The organism is Streptomyces sp. NPDC060205, from assembly GCF_042728395.1.
Lineage (GTDB): Bacteria > Actinomycetota > Actinomycetes > Streptomycetales > Streptomycetaceae > Streptomyces.
This window is the reverse complement of the sequence record NZ_JBHWZP010000024.1, coordinates 1-16,059: the sequence shown is the minus strand read 5'-3', so window position 1 is coordinate 16,059 and position 16,059 is coordinate 1. Positions and strand designations below refer to the sequence as shown.

Annotated in this window: 12 protein-coding genes; 6 read left to right on the top strand and 6 right to left on the bottom strand. The window is 71.4% G+C overall.

The annotated features are described in order from the left end of the window. Positions 1 to 141: 141 nt before the first annotated feature. The 3 genes from ACFWGJ_RS06685 (at position 142) to ACFWGJ_RS06675 (ending at position 4,344) form a co-directional block, all read left to right on the top strand. Positions 142 to 987 carry an LLM class F420-dependent oxidoreductase gene (locus ACFWGJ_RS06685; protein WP_387321480.1) on the top strand — a complete coding sequence of 282 codons (846 nt, stop codon included), beginning with the start codon at positions 142 to 144 and terminating at the stop codon, positions 985 to 987. Between the two features lie 76 nt (positions 988 to 1,063). Then, positions 1,064 to 3,649: a bifunctional FO biosynthesis protein CofGH gene (locus ACFWGJ_RS06680; protein ID WP_387321479.1), complete on the top strand. Its 2,586-nt coding sequence runs from the start codon at positions 1,064 to 1,066 to the stop codon at positions 3,647 to 3,649. Between the two features lie 119 nt (positions 3,650 to 3,768). After that, on the top strand, positions 3,769 to 4,344 hold the full coding sequence (locus ACFWGJ_RS06675) for a hypothetical protein (RefSeq protein WP_387321478.1): 576 nt from the start codon (positions 3,769 to 3,771) through the stop codon (positions 4,342 to 4,344). A gap of 79 nt (positions 4,345 to 4,423) precedes the next feature. Here the strand turns inward: ACFWGJ_RS06675 and ACFWGJ_RS06670 are convergent, their stop codons facing one another. After that, positions 4,424 to 4,825, bottom strand: coding sequence for an ATP-binding protein (locus tag ACFWGJ_RS06670; RefSeq protein ID WP_387321477.1), 402 nt, complete (start codon positions 4,823 to 4,825; stop codon positions 4,424 to 4,426). Between the two features lie 240 nt (positions 4,826 to 5,065). Here ACFWGJ_RS06670 and ACFWGJ_RS06665 point away from each other — a divergent pair, with 240 nt between their 5' ends. Further along, on the top strand, positions 5,066 to 8,443 hold the full coding sequence (locus ACFWGJ_RS06665) for a BREX system ATP-binding domain-containing protein (protein WP_387321476.1): 3,378 nt from the start codon (positions 5,066 to 5,068) through the stop codon (positions 8,441 to 8,443). 247 nt (positions 8,444 to 8,690) lie between these two features. Here ACFWGJ_RS06665 and ACFWGJ_RS06660 read toward each other — a convergent pair whose 3' ends face one another. Together ACFWGJ_RS06660 and ACFWGJ_RS06655 are read right to left on the bottom strand one after the other, a co-directional pair. Beyond that, entirely contained in the window at positions 8,691 to 9,191 is a 501-nt protein-coding gene (locus ACFWGJ_RS06660) for a DUF2165 domain-containing protein (RefSeq protein ID WP_387321475.1), read from the bottom strand. 98 nt (positions 9,192 to 9,289) lie between these two features. Continuing rightward, a complete protein-coding gene (locus tag ACFWGJ_RS06655; protein ID WP_381833069.1) occupies positions 9,290 to 10,129 on the bottom strand; it encodes a hypothetical protein in 840 nt (279 codons plus the stop codon). Positions 10,130 to 10,228: 99 nt separating this feature from the next. Here ACFWGJ_RS06655 and ACFWGJ_RS06650 point away from each other — a divergent pair, with 99 nt between their 5' ends. Both ACFWGJ_RS06650 and ACFWGJ_RS06645 read left to right on the top strand, forming a co-directional pair. Continuing rightward, positions 10,229 to 11,014: an SDR family oxidoreductase gene (locus tag ACFWGJ_RS06650; protein ID WP_387321474.1), complete on the top strand. Its 786-nt coding sequence runs from the start codon at positions 10,229 to 10,231 to the stop codon at positions 11,012 to 11,014. A gap of 173 nt (positions 11,015 to 11,187) precedes the next feature. Further along, positions 11,188 to 12,753 (top strand): sodium:solute symporter family protein, encoded by a 1,566-nt coding sequence (locus tag ACFWGJ_RS06645; protein ID WP_387321473.1) that lies wholly within the window; start codon positions 11,188 to 11,190, stop codon positions 12,751 to 12,753. Between the two features lie 119 nt (positions 12,754 to 12,872). Here ACFWGJ_RS06645 and ACFWGJ_RS06640 read toward each other — a convergent pair whose 3' ends face one another. The 3 genes from ACFWGJ_RS06640 to ACFWGJ_RS06630 form a co-directional block, all read right to left on the bottom strand. After that, a complete protein-coding gene (locus ACFWGJ_RS06640; RefSeq protein WP_387321472.1) occupies positions 12,873 to 14,048 on the bottom strand; it encodes an ADP-ribosylglycohydrolase family protein in 1,176 nt (391 codons plus the stop codon). A 429-nt stretch (positions 14,049 to 14,477) separates the two neighbouring features. Next, positions 14,478 to 14,678 carry a DUF397 domain-containing protein gene (locus ACFWGJ_RS06635; protein WP_387321471.1) on the bottom strand — a complete coding sequence of 67 codons (201 nt, stop codon included), beginning with the start codon at positions 14,676 to 14,678 and terminating at the stop codon, positions 14,478 to 14,480. A gap of 248 nt (positions 14,679 to 14,926) precedes the next feature. After that, on the bottom strand, positions 14,927 to 15,784 hold the full coding sequence (locus tag ACFWGJ_RS06630) for a helix-turn-helix domain-containing protein (RefSeq protein WP_387321470.1): 858 nt from the start codon (positions 15,782 to 15,784) through the stop codon (positions 14,927 to 14,929). Positions 15,785 to 16,059: the final 275 nt, after the last annotated feature.

Sequence of the window (16,059 nt, the reverse complement as noted above, 5' to 3'; positions counted from 1 at the left end):
GCGGGGCAAGGGAAGGGGATCGGCAGCTTTCGGGAACGGACCACTCGTACGACGCTCCCGTGACGCGGTGTGAATACGCGACCCTGTGAATGCCGACCGGTCGGTATCGACACGTGTGGCGCGGGCCGGTAGAGATGGGGCATGCGCATCTCCGTGACGATCTTCCTCACCGATGAGACGATCACTCCGACCCGGCTCGCCCGTGAGCTGGAGCAACGCGGCTTCGCCGGGCTCTATCTGCCCGAACACACCCACATCCCCGTGGAACGGACCACCCCGTACCCGGTGGGCGGCGACCTGCCGCCCGAGTACGGCCGCACCCTCGACCCCTTCGTCGCCCTCGGCCAGGCGTCGGCCGTCACCGAGGCGCTCGCGCTCGGCACCGGCATCACGCTCGTCACCCAGCACGACCCGATCGACCTCGCCAAGCAGGTCGCGACCCTCGACCACCTCTCGGGGGGCCGCTTCACGCTGGGGATCGGCTTCGGCTGGAACGTCGAGGAAGCCGCCGACCACGGCGTCGAGTGGCGTACGCGGCGGGAGCTGGGCCGCGACCGGATGGCCCTGATGCGGGCGCTGTGGGCCTCCGAACCGACCGCGTACGAGGGCCGGTTCGGCTCGGTGCGGGCCAGCCACGTGTACCCCAAGCCCGTGCAGAAGCCGCGCGGGCCGGTCGTCGGACCGCGCACGCTCATCGGGGGAGCGGCCGGACCCAAGCTCTTCGCGCACATCGCCGAGTACGCGGACGGCTGGCTGCCGATCGGCGGCCGGGGCCTCACCGAGTCGCTGCCCGTGCTGCGGACCGCCTGGGCCGAGGCGGGCCGCGACGCCGACAGCCTCCAGGTGGTGCCGTACGCCGTCCTGCCCGGCGCCGGGAAGCTCGCGCACTACGCGGACCTCGGCATCGAGGAGGTCGTCCTGCAGTTGCCCCCGGCCGGCGAGGACGAGGTACTGCGGGTACTGGACGAGTTCGCGCCGTACGTCTAAGGAGGGCGTCGCCGGTGTGTCGTTTGTGACGCGGCACACCGGTTATGCCTGATCACTGCGATCGTATGCTCGAAGGATGACGACTTCCGCGACCTCCGGAACCGGGCCCACCGAGAACGCCATGCGCCGCGCCCTCAAACGCGCCCGCGACGGCGTCGCCCTCGACGTCACCGAGGCCGCCGTGCTGCTCCAGGCGCGCGGCGCCGACCTGGAAGACCTGACCGCGTCCGCCGCGCGGGTGCGCGACGCGGGCCTCGCCGCGGCGGGCCGCCCCGGCGTGATCACGTACTCGAAGAGCGTCTTCATCCCGCTCACCCGGCTGTGCCGGGACAAGTGCCACTACTGCACGTTCGTCACCGTCCCGGGCAAGCTGCGCCGGGCCGGGCACGGCATGTTCATGTCCCCGGACGAGGTGCTCGACATCGCCCGCAAGGGCGCCGCGGCCGGCTGCAAGGAAGCCCTGATCACCCTCGGCGACAAGCCCGAGGACCGCTGGCCCGAGGCCCGCGAATGGCTCGACGCGCACGGCTACGACGACACGATCGCGTACGTACGGGCCATCTCCATCCGGATCCTGGAGGAGACGGGCCTGCTGCCGCACCTCAACCCGGGTGTCATGTCGTGGACCGACTTCCAGCGGCTCAAGCCCGTCGCGCCGAGCATGGGCATGATGCTGGAGACGACCGCGACCCGCCTGTGGAGCGAGCCCGGCGGCCCCCACCACGGCTCCCCGGACAAGGAGCCGGCCGTCCGGCTGCGGGTCCTGGAGGACGCCGGCCGCTCCTCCGTCCCCTTCACCAGCGGGCTGCTGATCGGCATCGGCGAGACGTACGAGGAGCGCGCGGACTCCCTCTTCGCGCTGCGGCGGGTCTCCCGTGCCTACCACGGCATCCAGGAACTGATCATCCAGAACTTCCGCGCCAAGCCGGACACGGCGATGCGCGGGATGCCGGACGCCGAGCTGGACGAGCTGATCGCGACGGTCGCCGTGGCCCGGCACATCATGGGCCCCGCCGCCTGCCTCCAGGCACCGCCGAACCTCGTCGACTCCGAGTACGCGCGGCTCATCGGCGCCGGGATCGACGACTGGGGCGGGGTCTCGCCGCTGACCATCGACCACGTCAACCCCGAGCGCCCCTGGCCGCAGATCGACCTGCTGCGCGAGCAGTCCGCCGAGGCGGGCTTCGACTTGCGCGAACGCCTCTGCGTCTACCCGGAGTTCGTGCAGCGTGGCGAACCGTGGCTGGACCCGCGCCTGCTCCCGCACGTACGCGCCCTGGCCGACCCGGAGACCGGGCTCGCCCTGCCGGACGCGGTCGTGGAGGGCCACCCGTGGCAGGAGCCCGAGGAGGCGTTCACCTCGTCGGGGCGTACGGATCTGCACGCGTCCATCGACACCGAGGGCCGCACCTTTGACCGGCGCGAGGACTACGACCACGTGTACGGCGACTGGGAGTCGCTGCGGGAGGCCGCGGCGCCCGGCATGGTCCCGTCCCGCATCGACACGGACGTACGGGCGGCCCTCGCCACCGCGGCCGACGACCCGACCCGCCTCACCGACGACGAGGCCCTCGCCCTGCTGCACGCGGACGGGCCCGCGCTGGACGCGCTCTGCCGGATCGCGGACGACGTCCGCAAGTCGGCGGTCGGCGACGACGTCACGTACATCGTCACGCGGAACATCAACTTCACCAACGTCTGCTACACCGGCTGCCGGTTCTGCGCCTTCGCCCAGCGCCGCACCGACGCCGACGCCTACACGCTCTCCCTCGACCAGGTCGCCGACCGGGCCGCGCAGGCCTGGGACGTCGGCGCGGTCGAGGTCTGCATGCAGGGCGGCATCCACCCCGACCTGCCCGGCACCGCGTACTTCGACATCGCGCGGGCGGTGAAGGAACGCGTCCCCGGCATGCACGTCCACGCCTTCTCGCCGATGGAGGTCGTCAACGGCGCCACCCGTACGGGTATGTCCATCCGCGAGTGGCTGACGGCCGCCAAGGAGGCCGGCCTCGACTCCATCCCCGGCACCGCCGCCGAGATCCTCGACGACGAGGTCCGCTGGGTCCTCACCAAGGGCAAGCTCCCGACGGCGACCTGGATCGAGGTCGTCACCACGGCCCACGAACTCGGCATCCGCTCGTCCTCGACGATGATGTACGGGCACGTGGACCAGCCCCGCCACTGGCTCGGCCACTTCCGCACGCTCTCCCGGATCCAGCAGCGGACCGGCGGCTTCACGGAGTTCGTGACCCTGCCCTTCATCCACACGAACGCGCCCGTGTACCTGGCGGGGATCGCCCGGCCCGGCCCGACCACCCGCGACAACCGCGCGGTGATCGCGATGGCCCGGCTCCTCCTGCACCCCCACATCCCCAACATCCAGACCAGCTGGGTGAAGCTGGGCACGGAGGGCGCGGCCGAGATGCTGCGCTCGGGCGCCAACGACCTCGGCGGCACGCTGATGGAGGAGACCATCTCCCGTATGGCCGGGTCGAGTTACGGCTCGTACAAGTCGGTGAAGGACCTGATCGCGGTGGCGGAGGCGGCGGGCCGCCCGGCGAAGCCGCGGACCACGCTGTACGGGGAGGTGCCGCAGGAGCGGCAGCAGGCCGCGGCGGTCTCCGACGGGCACCTGCCGGAGCTGCTGCCGGTCCTGGAGTAGACGGGCCGGCCCACGGTGAGGGCAGGCCTCCGGTTCAGGAGGGAGTTCCCCGTCGGAGTAGGATGATCGGACCTCCGACGGGGTGTCTCCGACGGGGTGAGCCACAGCTGAGGAGATGCGTGCCCGTGCCTGCCCGACGGCTTCCCTCGTGGGCCTGGGTCACCGGCCTGACCACGGCCGCCCTGGTGCTGGTGGCCGTGCTGGCCGTCAAGGCCGGGGACGGGCCCCAGCCGACCGCGTCGGCGAGCAAGAAGCCGAGCAGCCCCTCCGCGAGCGCCAAGCCCTCCGCCTCGCCGGACGAGTCCGCACCGGTCGCCGTACCGGACGGCTCGGGCACGGGACGGCGGATCGTCTACTCCCTCTCACAGAAGCGGGTGTGGCTGGTCGACGCGAGCGACGCGTCCCGGCGCACGTTCAAGGTGTGGCAGGGGACGGTGAGCCCCGACCCGGGCACGTACACGGTCGGCACCCGGCGTGAGACCGGGACCGGCAGCGACGGCGTGGAGATCGAGAACATCGTCTACTTCGCCCTGGCGTCCGGCGTCAACGTCGGCTTCTCCAACGCCCTCGACGGGTCCTCCCCGCCGCCGCCCGCGTCCGGCGCGACGACGGGCGGAGTCCGGATGAAGGCGGCGGACGGGGACGCGGTGTGGAAGTTCGGCACGGCGGGCACGACGGTCGCGGTCGTGAAGTAGTCCCGCCCGGACACCCCCGTCGTCCCCTCCGTCCCCTCCGTCGTCTCCTGCGTGCTCACGGCCGACGCGCGGGACTGCTTCACGACCGCGGCCGGGGCGGGGTGTCGGTCAGGGCGATGTGGGCGGTGACGCGTTTGCCGGTCGGTGCGAGTTCCACGTAGAAGTCCTCGACCACGGCCGCGACGATCTCCAGGCCGTGCCGGCCGATGCGCTGCGGGTCGGAGGCATGGATGGTGGGCCGCACGGGGACGCTGTCCTGCACGGTCACCTCCACCGTGGAGTCCGCGATGCGCAGCTCCATCAGCGCGGGCCCGGGGGCGTGCCTGCGGGCGTTGGTGACCAGTTCACTGACGACCAGCTGGGTGAGGCCCAGGGCGTGGGCGGAGACGGCCACCTGCTGCTCGGTGCCCGCCCACGTCAGGAACTCGGCCGCGAGACGGCGTGCCGCGGCGATGCACGAGGTGTCACCGCTCAGCTCCATGACAGTGGATATGACAGGCGCGCCCGATCCGTTCTCACCGTCGACTGACTGCACGACCTCGGCCCGCCTTCGCGTTCGCCCGTGGCGTCCCGGTTCCTGACACGGTCCGCTCCCTACGACTCTGGCAGTCGTGGGCCGACCGGTCGAGACGGCACGTCGTCCGCCGACTCCTGTTCCGCCGGGCCCGGTTGATCCACACTGGGACCCGTACACGACCCGGCGGGGCGAGGAGGCGGACCGGTGGCGCAGGCAGGGCCGTCGTGGCAGGAGCTGATCCAGCAGGGCAACCGCGCCGGGTTCGTGGGGCGGGACGCCGAACGGGCCACGTTCCTCGCGCACTTCGAACGCCCCGTGGGCGACGCCAGGCAGCGCTTCCGCTTCCATGTGCACGGCACCGCGGGCGTCGGAAAGACGTTCCTGGTGCAGGAGCTGCGGCACCTGGCGCGCGAACGCGGGGCACTGACCGCGTACGTCGACGAGCGGGCCGGCAGCGTGCCGGAGACGATGGCCGAGGTGTGCCGCCAGTTCGCCGGCCAGGGGCGGCGGTTGAAGGACCTGGAGCGGCGGCTCGCCGTGTACCGGGAGCGCCGGCACGAGGCGGAGGCCGCGGCCCTCGCGGCCCTGGCACCGGACCAGACGCAGCAGCCGCAGCCCGCGTCCGCCGGGAGCAGGACCGCCGTGGGCCTCGGCCTCGCCGCCGTGGAGGCCGCCGTACCGGGCGCCGGGCTCCTCACGAGCGCCCTGCCCGCCGACGTGCTCGCCCAGGGCGCCGACCGGCTGCGCACCGGCCTGAGCGCCCGCTTCCGCAACCCCGACGACATCGAACTGGTCATGTCGCCGGAGAAGGTCCTCACCCCGGTCCTGCTCCGCGAACTGCGCGCGGCGGCCACCGCCGCCCCCTGGATCGTCCTGTTCCTCGACACGTACGAACGGACCGGCCCGTTCCTCGACCCGTGGCTGTACGACCTGGTCACCCGCCAGGAAGCGGACAGCGGGCTGCCCGCGTCCGTCCTGGTGGTCACCTCGGGGCAGCGCCCCCTGGACGCCGTCCGCTGGAGCGGCACGGGATCCGTGACGGACGTGCCGCTGGCGCCGTTCACCGAGTCCGAGGCCCGCGGGCTCCTCGCCGGGAAGGGGGTCGTCGCCGAACCGGTCGTCAAGGAGGTGCTGCGCCTCACCGGCGGCCTGCCCGTCCTCGTGTCGACGCTCGCCGAGACCCGCCCCGGCGACCCGGACGACGTCGGCGACCCGAGCGCCGGAGCCGTCAAACGCTTCCTGCAGTGGGAACCCGACGACACCCGCCGCCAGGTCGCCCGCCTCTGCGCGCTGCCCCGGCAACTCGACGCGGACGTCTTCCGGGCCCTTGTCGGCCACCCCGGCGGCGGCATGGACGTGCCGGGTGAACCGGACGCGCTGTACGACTGGCTGACCGGGCTGCCGTTCGTCGGCGAGCACGGGAACAGCGTGCGGTACCACGACGTCGTACGGGCCCCGATGCTGCGGCTGGAGCGGCGCCGCTCCCGGCGGGAGTGGGCCGGCCGCCACCGGCGCCTCGCGGAGACGTTCGCCCGCTGGCGGGCCGAGGCCGAGGCCGGCCGGGACACCGAGGACCTGTGGGCCGACGAGGAGTGGCGCGAACTGCGCCTGGAGGAGACCTACCACCTGCTCTGCGCCCGCCCGCCCGCGGCGCTCGGCCCGGCCCTGCGCGCACTGGTCGAGGCCTGCCGCGAGGACGCCGTCCTCGGCCGGGTCTGGGCGCGGATGCTGGAGGACGCGGGCCGCGACACCGACCACACCGACCTCGCCGAATGGGGCGTACGACTCGGTGAGGCGCTCGACGACGACACGGCCGGCATCGCCGGCGCGATGGCCCTGCTCCTGGCCCGCCCCGGCCCGGACACCGCGGGCCGCGCCCTCGCGCACACCCTGCGCGGCCGGGAACTGCGCTACGCGGGCGAGCACCGCCAGGCCCTGGAGGAGTACGGCAGGGCCCTGGAGCTCGACCCCCACCTCGCCTGGGCCCACTACGGCCGCGGCTACACCCACCAGCTGCTCGACGACTTCCCGGCGGCCCTCGCCGCCCTCGACCGGGCGGACGAACTGGCCCCCGACACCGGGTGGATCATCTCGGCACGCGCGGAGACCTACCGGCTGGCGGGCCGCTTCGAGGAAGCCGTCCCCGACTTCGACCGCGCCGTCGCCCTCGTCCCGGCCGACGCCGACCCGCTGACCGGCCGGGCCGTGACCCGGCACGCACTCGGGCGGTACGACGAGGCGCTCGCCGACTTCGACCGGGCGCTCGGCATCGAGCCGGACAACGCCTGGGCCCTGGTGCGCAGAGCCCGTCTGCGCCGCGCGAGGGGCGAACCGGCCGAGGCCTTCGCCGACTACGACCGGGCCGTCCGCGTCGCGCCCGACGCGGCCTGGGTCGCCTCGGAACGCGGGGACGCCTACCGGCTCGCCGACCGCTCCGAGGAGGCCGTCACCGAACTGACCCGCGCGCTCACCCTGCGACCCGACTACGCCTCCGCCCTGGCCGGCCGCGGCGCGGCCCTGTGCGACCTGCGCCGCTACGAGGAGAGCCTGGCCGACTTCGCCCGAGCCGTCGAACTGCGGCCCGACTACGCCTGGGCGCTGGTGATGACGGCCCGCGTGAAGAACGAACTCGGCGACCGGGCGGCCATGTTCACGTACCTGGAGCGAGCCGTCGACACGGCTCCTGACCTCGACTGGATCAGTCACGAACTGGCCGTGGAGTACCGCGACGAGGGCCGGTACGAGGAGGCGGTCGCGGTCTTCCACCGCGTCCTGGACCGAAGCCCGGGGGACGAGACCGTGCAGGCCTGCCTGAGCGGCCTGGGCGGCACCCATCTCCTCATGCGCCTGTACGAAGAGGCTCTCCGCCACCTCTCCCGCGCCCTGGCCCTGGGCCCGGACGACAGCTGGGCGTACGCCATGCGCGCGCGGGTCTGTCTGGCGACCGGCCGCACCGAACAGGCCCTCGCCGACCTCGACCGCTGCGCCACGCTGGAACCGGCCGCGCAGGCGGCCTGGGCGCGCCGCACGGCCATCGAACTCCTGACGCAGTGCGACCGCTGGGCGGAGGCGACGGCGCGGCTGTCGGCGGCGGACGGGGCGGACGGGGCTGACGATCTGGACGACCTGCGCTGCGACGTGCACCGCCATGCCGGGCAGTGGCCGCAGGCCCTGCGCCTGGCCGAACGGCTCCGCGCGACGGCCCCCATGCCGGGCGTCTTCCAGCTGGCGATGACGGTGAGCCAGTCGGAGGGCCTGCGGGCCGCGGAACCGCTGTGGCGGGAACTGGCGGCGATGGTCCGCGCGGACGCCGAGCTGCCCGCCGCGGACAGCGCCCTGGGGGACCTGGAACGCGCCCAGGCCCGCTGCTTCCTGGCCTGCGCGCTGTCGGACTGGCCGACGGCCCAGGAGGCCCTGACGGCCATCCTGTCCCTACCTCCCGACTGGGACGACCTGGCCACGCTGACCCTGATCCTGCGGGACCTCCACACGTCGCCGGAGGCCGACGCCCTCCGCATGGCCCCCTTGCTGACAGCGGCAACAAGGGCCGCCGAGGACATCAGCGCCCACCAGGCCCCGTGAGGGGGACTCCCGTCGGCTGCGGCTCCGGTGGGGGCTGGCCGCGCAGTTCCCCGCGCCCCTGGGGGGGGGTGGGGGCTCGCCCGGACGTCGGGTGCGGGCCGCGCGTGGCTGAGCGCGCCGTTCCCCGCGCCCCTGAAAAGCGGGGCTGCGCCCCGGCTTTTCGTCTTTAGGGGCGCGGGGAACTGCGCGACAAGCCCCCACCGGCCCGCAGTCCCCCGCATACCCCGACCACCCCTCCCGGTAGGGACTAGCCATCCACCCCCGCCCCCCGATCCACGGGCAGGTGGATCACGATCAGCACAACCGCGCTCAGCACAAACACCCGCATCGCCGCATCCAGCCCGTTCCAGTCCTCCGACTGCCACATCGCGAACCACTCACCCCCCACCGCGAGGAACCCCGCGCCGAAGAGCAGCATGAGCATCAGCAACCCCACCGTGGACGTCCGCCGAGCCCGCGCGGCATCCCGCCGTACCCACTGAACCGTGCCCAGGATCAGCACGAGCGCCGCCACCGTCTCCCACGCGATGATCGCCACGTACACCGCGTCCTGAACCCCCTTGGACTCGATGGCCCGCCACATCAGGTCGTCGTCCTTGAAGGTGGTGTCCATGGCCAGAACATGCTGTACGAACTGCTGGTTGGTGCCGAAGTCGGTGATGTTCCCGAACGCCACGAGCGTGATGTAGAGCGCGACCGTGCCGGTGAGCAGAGTCGCGGTGATCGGTAGGGCCCGTGCTGCCGTCATGCTCAAGTCCCCTAGCTGTCAGGTGCGTTGCAGAACAGAACACCTGACACCAGACACCATCGACGCCACACGGACCACCGATTTTCGGCTCACCCGTCTCACCGCAACCGGTCGACGTACCGGTCGGTCCCCGGCACCGTCGGAATGAAGGGCGCCAGCAGCTCCACCCGCCCCAGCCCCGTCTCGGCCACGGCCGCCTCCAGCCCGGTGAAGTACTCCTCCCAGCACTCCCGCGGATCCGCCTCCAGGAACCACAGCAGCGTCAGCCGCGTGTCGACCCCCTCGACCTGCTTCACGTACGTCATGCGGTCGCCGGGCAGCGGCGTCGGACGGAAGACGGTGACCAGGGCGGCGGGGGAGCCGGCGAGCCGCTTGGGAAGGTGCCGGGAGCGCAGCCACTCCAGCAACTCGGCCCGCGCGGCGGGGGATTCGGCGTCGACGACCTGAAGCACCAGGCCCCGGTACGGGTGGTCCAGCGCGTGGAAGTCGCGGGGCCCCGCGGCCCCGTCCCGGTACACCGTCGCCTCGTGGTCCTGGAAGGCGGTGAAGACGTGGGTGCGGTCCTGGTAGACGCGCCCGTCCCGGTTCAGCCGCTTGTTGATGCCCACGGTCCACTTCATGTGGTCGTCGTAGCGGCCGTCCGTGACCCAGTACGTCGAGAGGTAGCACCCGGCGGTGACCGGCTGCGCGACCGCCGACTTCTCGGGCCGGCGCAGCAGCTGCAGGTCGCGGGTCGCCACCCACCGCCGCCCCGCGTACATCCAGGGCATCGCCATCGCGCCCGCGTAGTAGTGGTCGTCCTCGTACCACCGGTTGTACGCGTACTCGTGGCCCGGATGCGGCTCCACCATCGTGATCAGGGCATGGCCGGGGCGTACCCCGTACGGGCCGACGGCGGCCAGCTCCCCGTACACCTCGCTGCGTGTGTCGTCGGGCACGACGCTCCCTTCCACCGCTTCGCGCTCTCTTCCGTCCTCTGCCGGACGCCCCTACTCTGACGGACCGTCAGATCGATCGCCAGAGCCGGGAGGACCGCAATGTCACTGCTCCGGGGCAGGACCGTCGTCGTGTCGGGGGTCGGGGCCGGGCTCGGCCATCAGGTCGCGGCGGCCGTCGTACGGGACGGCGGGAACGCCGTGCTCGGGGCGCGCACCGAGGCGAACCTCGCCAAGGCCGCCGCCGAACTCGACCCGGACGGCGCGCACACGGCGTACCGCGCCACGGACATCACCGACGAGGGTCAGTGCGACGCGCTCGCGGCGCTGGCCCGGGAGCGGTTCGGGCGGCTCGACGCGGTCGTCCACGTGGCCGCCTGGGACAGCTACTTCGGCGGCCTCCAGGACGCGGACTTCGCCACCTGGCAGGCCGTCCTCGACGTGAACCTGCTCGGCACACTGCGCATGACCCGCGCCTGTCTGCCCGCGCTGAAGGAGCGCGGCGGTTCCGTGGTCGTCATCGGCACGCAGTCGTCCGTGGCGGCCCCCTCCCAGGTGCGCCAGGCGGCGTACGCGGCCTCGAAGGGTGCGCTGACGAGCGCGATGTACTCGCTGGCGCGGGAGCTGGGGCCGGACCGGATCCGGGTGAACACCGTGCTGCCGGGCTGGATGTGGGGCCCGCCGGTGGAGGCGTACGTGCAGTTCACGGCGTACACCGAGGGTGTGCCGGAGGCGGAGGTGCTGGAGCGGCTGACCTCGCGGATGGCGCTGCCCGAGCTGGCCACGGACGCGGACGTGGCGGACGCCGCGGTGTTTCTCGCCTCGGACCGGGCGCGGGCGATCACGGGGCAGTCCCTGCTGGTCAACGCGGGGGAGTTGATGCGATAGCGCCCACATGTCCCGATCGGCGAGCTGATCGAAAATGTTCAGGGACATGAACCGAGGTCAGTAAGCAGAACTATTTTACCTCCCTTTGACCGCACAGGCTGTTGTCGCAGTCATGCCATCGAACCCACGATGAGCGGGCGCTTCACGACCCTGACGATCCTGGGAGAGGGCATATGAACGGTCTCGACTGGGCCGTGCTCATCGGCTACTTCGGCGTGATGGTCGCGATCGGTGTCTGGTCCCACAAACGGGTCGACAACGTGAGCGACTTCTTCACGGCCGGCGGCAAGATGCCGTGGTGGCTGTCGGGCATCTCGCACCACATGTCCGGCTACAGCGCGGTCATGTTCACGGGATACGCGGCCATCGCCTACACGTACGGCGTCACTTCCTACGTCACCTGGTCCTTCCCGATCGCCATCGGCATCGCGATCGGCGCCAAGGTGTTCGCGCCCCGGCTCAACCGGGTGCGCTCACGACTGCACGTGTCCTCGCCCCTGGAATACCTGAAGAACCGCTACAACCTGCCCACCCAGCAGGCGCTCGCCTGGTCCGGCGTCCTGCTGAAGATCGTGGACGTGGGGGCCAAGTGGGCCGCCATCGCCACCCTGCTGTCCGTCTTCACCGGGGTCACCCTCAACACGGGCATCCTGATCACCGGCGCGGTGACCGCGATCTACTGCACGGTCGGCGGCCTCTGGGCGGACGCGCTGACCGAACTCGGCCAGTTCATCATCCAGTTCATCGCCGGTGTCGCGATGCTCGTCGCCGTCATGGCCGAGCTGAACGGCTTCAGCACCCTGTGGAGCGTCTGGGACGAGCCCGCCCTCGACGGACACACCAAGCCGCTGGCCGGCCCGTACATGATGGTCTTCCTGATCGCGTATCTGTTCATCAAGACCTTCGAGTACAACGGCGGCATGTGGAACCAGGCCCAGCGCTACATGGCCACGGACTCCGCGCGGTCCGCCACCCGCTCGGGCATCCTGTCCGCCTCGCTCTGGCTGATCTGGCCGTTGGTGCTGTTCTTCCCCATGTGGGTCGCGCCGCTGATCATCAAGACCGACGTACCGGCCGATTCGTACGCGCTGATGGCCGAACACCTGCTGCCGCACGGGCTGCTGGGACTGGTCATCGTCGGGTTCTTCTCCCACACGATGGCGATGTGCTCCTCGGACGCCAACGCCATCGCGGCCGTCGTCACCCGCGACATCATGCCCGCGGTCTCCCGCAAGGCCCGCGAGTGGGACACCCGGATGGGACTGCTGGCCGCCCGCTGGGCCACGCTGCTCTTCCTCGGTCTGTCGATGGCCATCGCGACCCAGGTCAACTCCGCCTTCTTCGGCGACATCATCACCGTCGTCATCAAGTGGGTGGCCGGCCTGATGGGCCCGATCGCGATCCCGCTGATGCTCGGCCTGCTCCCGTGGTTCCGCAAGAGCGGTCCGACAGCCGCCCTGATCAGCTGGGCCCTCGGCCTCGTCACCTTCTGGCTGGTCAACTACCCGATCAGCTGGAACGTCGACGGCGGGGTCCCGCTGCAGTACCAGGTGTCGATCCCGCTCGCGGTCTCGCTCGTCCTCTACGTCCTCATCGGATACGTGAAACCCGAGGACACCCCGGAACGGGACGCGCTCATCGCGAAGATCAACAGCGACGACGGCGGGTCCGCCGCCGCGGCGGTACCGGCCCCGGCCGGCCCGGCGGACGACGTGGTGGGCGCACCGGCCAAGGACTGACGCTGAACCGGGCGCACGACGCGTACGTAGGACTGTGAGGGTGGCCGCTTCCTGACGAGCGGCCACCCTCACTCGTACGCGGCGGGAAAAGGGGGCTTGCCCCCAGGGCCGGGGGTGCGTCAGGCGCGGGCGGTCAGGCCGGCCGGGACCTGGACGGCACCCGTGCCGGAGAGGGCCGCGTAGCCGCGCGGGTAGCGGGCCAGCCAGCCCGGGGACGAGCCCGCCGGGCCGTGCAGCGCCGGGCCCTGGGTCATCTCCATCGCGAAGTCGTCGGCGAGGACGAGCATGGTGGGGCGGCCCTCCAGCTCGGCCAGCCAGCCCGGCGGCAGGGCCGTCTCGCCGTGCAGGGCACCGAGCAGCCCACCGGTCAGGGCGCCGGTGGCACCCGAGGCGCCGCCGTGGTTCACCGACAGGCACAGCCCGTGCCGGGTGTCCTCGCCGACCAGGGCGCAGTACACCGCCACCGAGAGCAGCCCCTCGGCCGTGCCCGCCCCGGCCAGGTCCTCGACCCGCTGCGGCGACGGCATGCCCTGCCGTACGGCCCCCAGGGCCCGCTGCAGCGCCTCGGCCACCGGTTGCTGCCCGGGGCGCGGCGCCAGCAGCTGCAGCGCCCGCTGGACGGCCGTGTCGAGGCTCTCACCGCGCGCGAGACCGTGCACGACGACGGCGTACGCGCCCGCCGACAGGTAGGAGAGCGGATGGCCGTGGGTCTGCGCCGCGCACTCCACCGCGAGCTGCATGACGAGCTGCGGCTCCCAGCCGACGAGAAGCCCGAAGGGCGCGGAGCGGGTCGCGGCCTCGACACCCCGCTGGTCGGGGTTCTTGGGCGCGTCCAGGGTGCCCATCGTCTCGTCGCCGAGGCCCAGCAGATTGGCGCGCGCGGGATCCCGGCGGGCGTACAGCCACTCCTCGCGGGCCAGCCAGCCGTCCTCCTTGCGCCGCTCGTCCGGGCCCCAGTCGCGCTGGGTGGCGGCCCAGCGCAGATACGCCCGGTGCAGATCCGTCGGCGGATGCCAGGCACCGGTGTCCCGGCGGACCTGGGCCCTGATCAGCCCGTCGATGGAGAACAGGGTCAGCTGCGTGAGATGGGAGACGGCTCCGCGTCTGCCGTACCCGTGGGTCAGGTCGGTGAGGCCCTCGGCGCCGTGCGCCGCGCGGATCTGTTCCAGCGAGAGGCCGCCGACGGGCGAGCCGAGCGTGTCGCCCACGGCCGCGCCCAGGAGCGTGCCACGCACCCGGCTGCGGAAATCCTGCTGTTCGGCGCGGCCCCAGACGGCACCGGCTGTCGCACCCACCGAGGCCTCCCGAGATCCCGATCCGATTCCGTCCGTACGGCCGACAACTCAGCACTGTAATCGAACGGGAACGGTCGGTTGAGAGCCGGATCGGTATGCGAACAGTGGGGCGACTGAGCGTGTTTGTCAGCGATCGGTACGCATTTTTGCCGGGCGGCCCGCGCCGGGCCCGCGGTAAAGGAAGATCCATGGGAATGACGACGACTTTCATACGCAATACCTGCGCAGCATGCGCACAAATGCGGGAGGATCTTCGAGACGGGTCCGGACAGGGTCGAGCCCCCTCGGCCAGGACGGCGGGCCAGTCGAGAGGGCTCTTTCACGGTGCGTATGAAGTTGTTGATGCGGTTGTGGATGCAGTTGTCGATGAAGTTGTTTCTACGCACGCGGTCGAAGCGGATGCGGTCGTGCTGTGCGAGGCCTCCGTCGTCAGACGGTGCCCCGGCTCACTTCTGCCACGAACGCGTTCCAGGACTCCGCCGGGAAGGCCAGCGCGGGCCCTTCGACGACCTTCGAGTCGCGGACGGCCATCGCCGCCGTGACGGCGGACTTGACCTCGACGCACGCGCCGTTTCCCTGCGAGTACGAGGACTTCGTCCACGTGTGCGTGACGCCTTGCTTGATTGCCATGTTCACTCCGGTGGCGAGTTGCTGATCAGCTGTCACCGAGTTGCGGGTTCCTTCCGGAACCCACGGTTCGGATTGCGCCAAGGTTGTTCCCCCTTGGCGTGATCGACGCTACTCGCCACCATCGGCGTACGAAGCGACTATTCACTCGACCGGGTGACATATGCCAGCTGAGTCTTCCGCCGGGATAGGAGAATGGTGTATCTTTCCGCCGCCATCCAGCCACCTCCCTTACTGCTCCCCCAACTGCCTCAGTGCGCGTAGTCCTTCGCGACGTCCGCGATGAACTCCCGCGACTGGTCGGCGTTGAGCGCCTGCGCCCGCAGATGCTCGTACATGACGCTGTACTTCTGGACGTCGTTCGCCTTCTCCAGGTACAGGTCGCTGGTGACGCCCTCGATGTAGACCACGCTGGAGTCCGCCGCGTCGGGGAATTCGAGGATGGCGTACTGACCGCTGACCCCCGGATGGGCACCCATCGAGAACGGGATGACCTGGACCGTCACGTGCGGCACGTGCGACATCTCGACGAGATGCTCCAACTGCTCGATCATCACCTGCTTGTTGCCGACCGTCCTGCGCAGCGCCGCCTCGTCGAGGACGGCCCACAGCCGCAGCGGGTTCTCCAGGTCGGAGATACGTTCCTGTCGCCGCAGCCGCACCTGTACGCGCTTGTCGATGTCGCCGGCCGCCGCCTCCGGGAGCGCGCCCTGGATCAGCGCCTCGGCGTACGGACGGGTCTGCAGCAGGCCCGGCACGACCAGCGGGTCGTACACGCGCAGGCTCGCCGCGTCGGTCTCCAGGCCGATGTAGACGCTGTACGGGATGTCGCCGAAGGAGTGCCACCAGCCCTGCTGGCGCGAGTCCTTGGCCATCTGCATCAGCGAATCGACGATCCGGACGTCCTCGACCTCGTACACCCCGCACAGATCGCGGACGTCGCGCTGGCTGATGCTGCGCCGCCCGTTCTCCAGACGGCTGATCTTCGACTGCGAGACGAGCAGCCGCTCGGCCACCTCTTCGGCCGTCATGCCCTTGAGCTCCCGGAGCCTTCGCAGCTCCTGGCCCAACCGGCGTCGCCTGACGGTGGGATTGACGTTGGACGCCACGGGACGTGCACCTCCGGCTGCGGACTGCCTGTACTTTGCGTATCTGCTGTTGAGCAGATTGCCACCAAGGTGCTTGCTACCGCTGGGAAACAGCGGATATGCAGTGCGTACGCGCCACTTGTCGCCACCTCGCGCCACCTGCCGCCACCTGGTGGCGGACATGACGACAAGCGACCATGGTCGTACGCGTCGACGGACATGCGCGTCGACGGACATGCGCACAGAGGGCGTACCCACAAGGGGACATGCGGACGCGCGGGGCGGCGGGCCGTGTC

Excerpts from the sequence above, each read along its gene's own strand:
- ACFWGJ_RS06680 (WP_387321479.1), top strand. The coding sequence starts at position 1,064 with ATGACGACTTCCGCGACCTCCGGAACCGGGCCCACCGAGAACGCCATG.
- ACFWGJ_RS06670 (WP_387321477.1), bottom strand. The coding sequence starts at position 4,825 with ATGGAGCTGAGCGGTGACACCTCGTGCATCGCCGCGGCACGCCGTCTC.
- ACFWGJ_RS06660 (WP_387321475.1), bottom strand. The coding sequence starts at position 9,191 with ATGACGGCAGCACGGGCCCTACCGATCACCGCGACTCTGCTCACCGGC.
- ACFWGJ_RS06635 (WP_387321471.1), bottom strand. The coding sequence starts at position 14,678 with ATGGCAATCAAGCAAGGCGTCACGCACACGTGGACGAAGTCCTCGTAC.
- ACFWGJ_RS06645 (WP_387321473.1), top strand. The coding sequence starts at position 11,188 with ATGAACGGTCTCGACTGGGCCGTGCTCATCGGCTACTTCGGCGTGATG.
- ACFWGJ_RS06650 (WP_387321474.1), top strand. The coding sequence starts at position 10,229 with ATGTCACTGCTCCGGGGCAGGACCGTCGTCGTGTCGGGGGTCGGGGCC.
- ACFWGJ_RS06685 (WP_387321480.1), top strand. The coding sequence starts at position 142 with ATGCGCATCTCCGTGACGATCTTCCTCACCGATGAGACGATCACTCCG.